A 1,384-nucleotide genomic window follows, 5' to 3' on the forward strand; every position below is an offset into this window, starting at 1 on the left:
AGATTGAAATACAAAGTGTTAGCAAAAAACGCAAAAGTTTAGTTCTTTAGAATGTTAATGGTTACAAATATTGACGAATAGCAAAGAAATCCGTGGTGTCTGAAAATAACGCTAATAGTGAAATCTAGTCAATAGGGGAGTCACATCTTGAATTGTGAATTAAAACTTGACAAAATCATTTATTCATGATATACTTTTACCATTATGGCAAGGGACTGGAGAATACAATAGGAAGGAAAGGTTAAAGAACTTCTTCATTTGGTGTTACAGTCCTCTATTTCTAATTCACAATTTAAGATGTGACCCCCTATTGACTCCAAGATGTGACCCCCTATTGACTGACCCCCTATTGACTCTTTCATTTCAGACCGATTAAAGAAAACTATGATTGAAAGAGGTGTTACTGGATGCGATTTTCGTGAAGTAAAGATTTCATAGCGATAAGGTCAGAGACAATATTCTGCTATCTTGTTCTTTTAGTGATTTTGAGAGAAACCAGACGCATATATTTTTCCCCATTTTATCATAAAAAATGGGGGGAGGCAAGCCAAATGGACATAACTATTTGAAAATATAGAGAGTTAAGAGAAATTTAGGTAAAAAATTTTGACATTACCAGTTTTTATTGAAGGAAGGCAATTAATGAAGTCAATAACGAAACTTTTCTTAATCTTTAATTTGAGTTTTATATCTTTGTTATTTATTGTGGTAACAACATGGGCTAATAATCCACCTAATAAACCAAGTGCTCCCTTCCCATCAGATGGAGCTACTAATCAAAACCTTAGTATAACTTTAAGCTGGACGGGTGGAGATGCTGATTCAACTGATACCGTTACCTATAATATCTACTTTGGAACAATTACCCCGCCACCACAAATTTGTAATAATCAGACAGAAACTACCTATAGTGTAACTCAATTAGCTTCTGGCATGTGGTATTACTGGCAAGTAGTTGCCACAGATAATTATGGCTCTTCTACCATCGGTTCTATTTGGAAATTTAAGACTATCTCAGAGCAACCTCCTGGTACCCCAACCAATCTTATTGCCACAGCAGTATCATGGAATCAAATAAATCTTTCCTGGCAAGATAAATCTGATGATGAAACAGAATTCAGAATAGAAAGAAAAACAGGTATAAATGGAAACTATGGAACAATAACTACGGTAGGAGCAAATATTACCTCCTTTCAAGATAAAGGGTTAGAGCAAACGACTACTTATTATTATCGTGTCAAGGCTTATAATTCTTATAACGGAACTTCCCCCTAAAAATTACCTAAAAAATAGACTTAAGTCTATGTATATCAATGGGATACGACTAAAATATGTTCAAAAAATGTGCCTACGAATATTTACAATTTTAGTAAAAATAATACTT

At 33.8% G+C, this 1,384-nt stretch carries 1 protein-coding gene; it reads left to right on the forward strand.

All coding sequences use genetic code 11. The features are described from left to right. Positions 1–642 precede the first annotated feature (642 nt). Complete coding sequence (locus tag AB1414_20945) at positions 643–1,275, forward strand: fibronectin type III domain-containing protein (GenBank protein MEW6609879.1); 633 nt, start codon at positions 643–645, stop codon at positions 1,273–1,275. Positions 1,276–1,384 lie beyond the last annotated feature (109 nt).

The sequence above is a fragment of the bacterium genome, assembly GCA_040755795.1.
Classification (GTDB): Bacteria; UBA9089; CG2-30-40-21; order CG2-30-40-21; family SBAY01; genus JBFLXS01.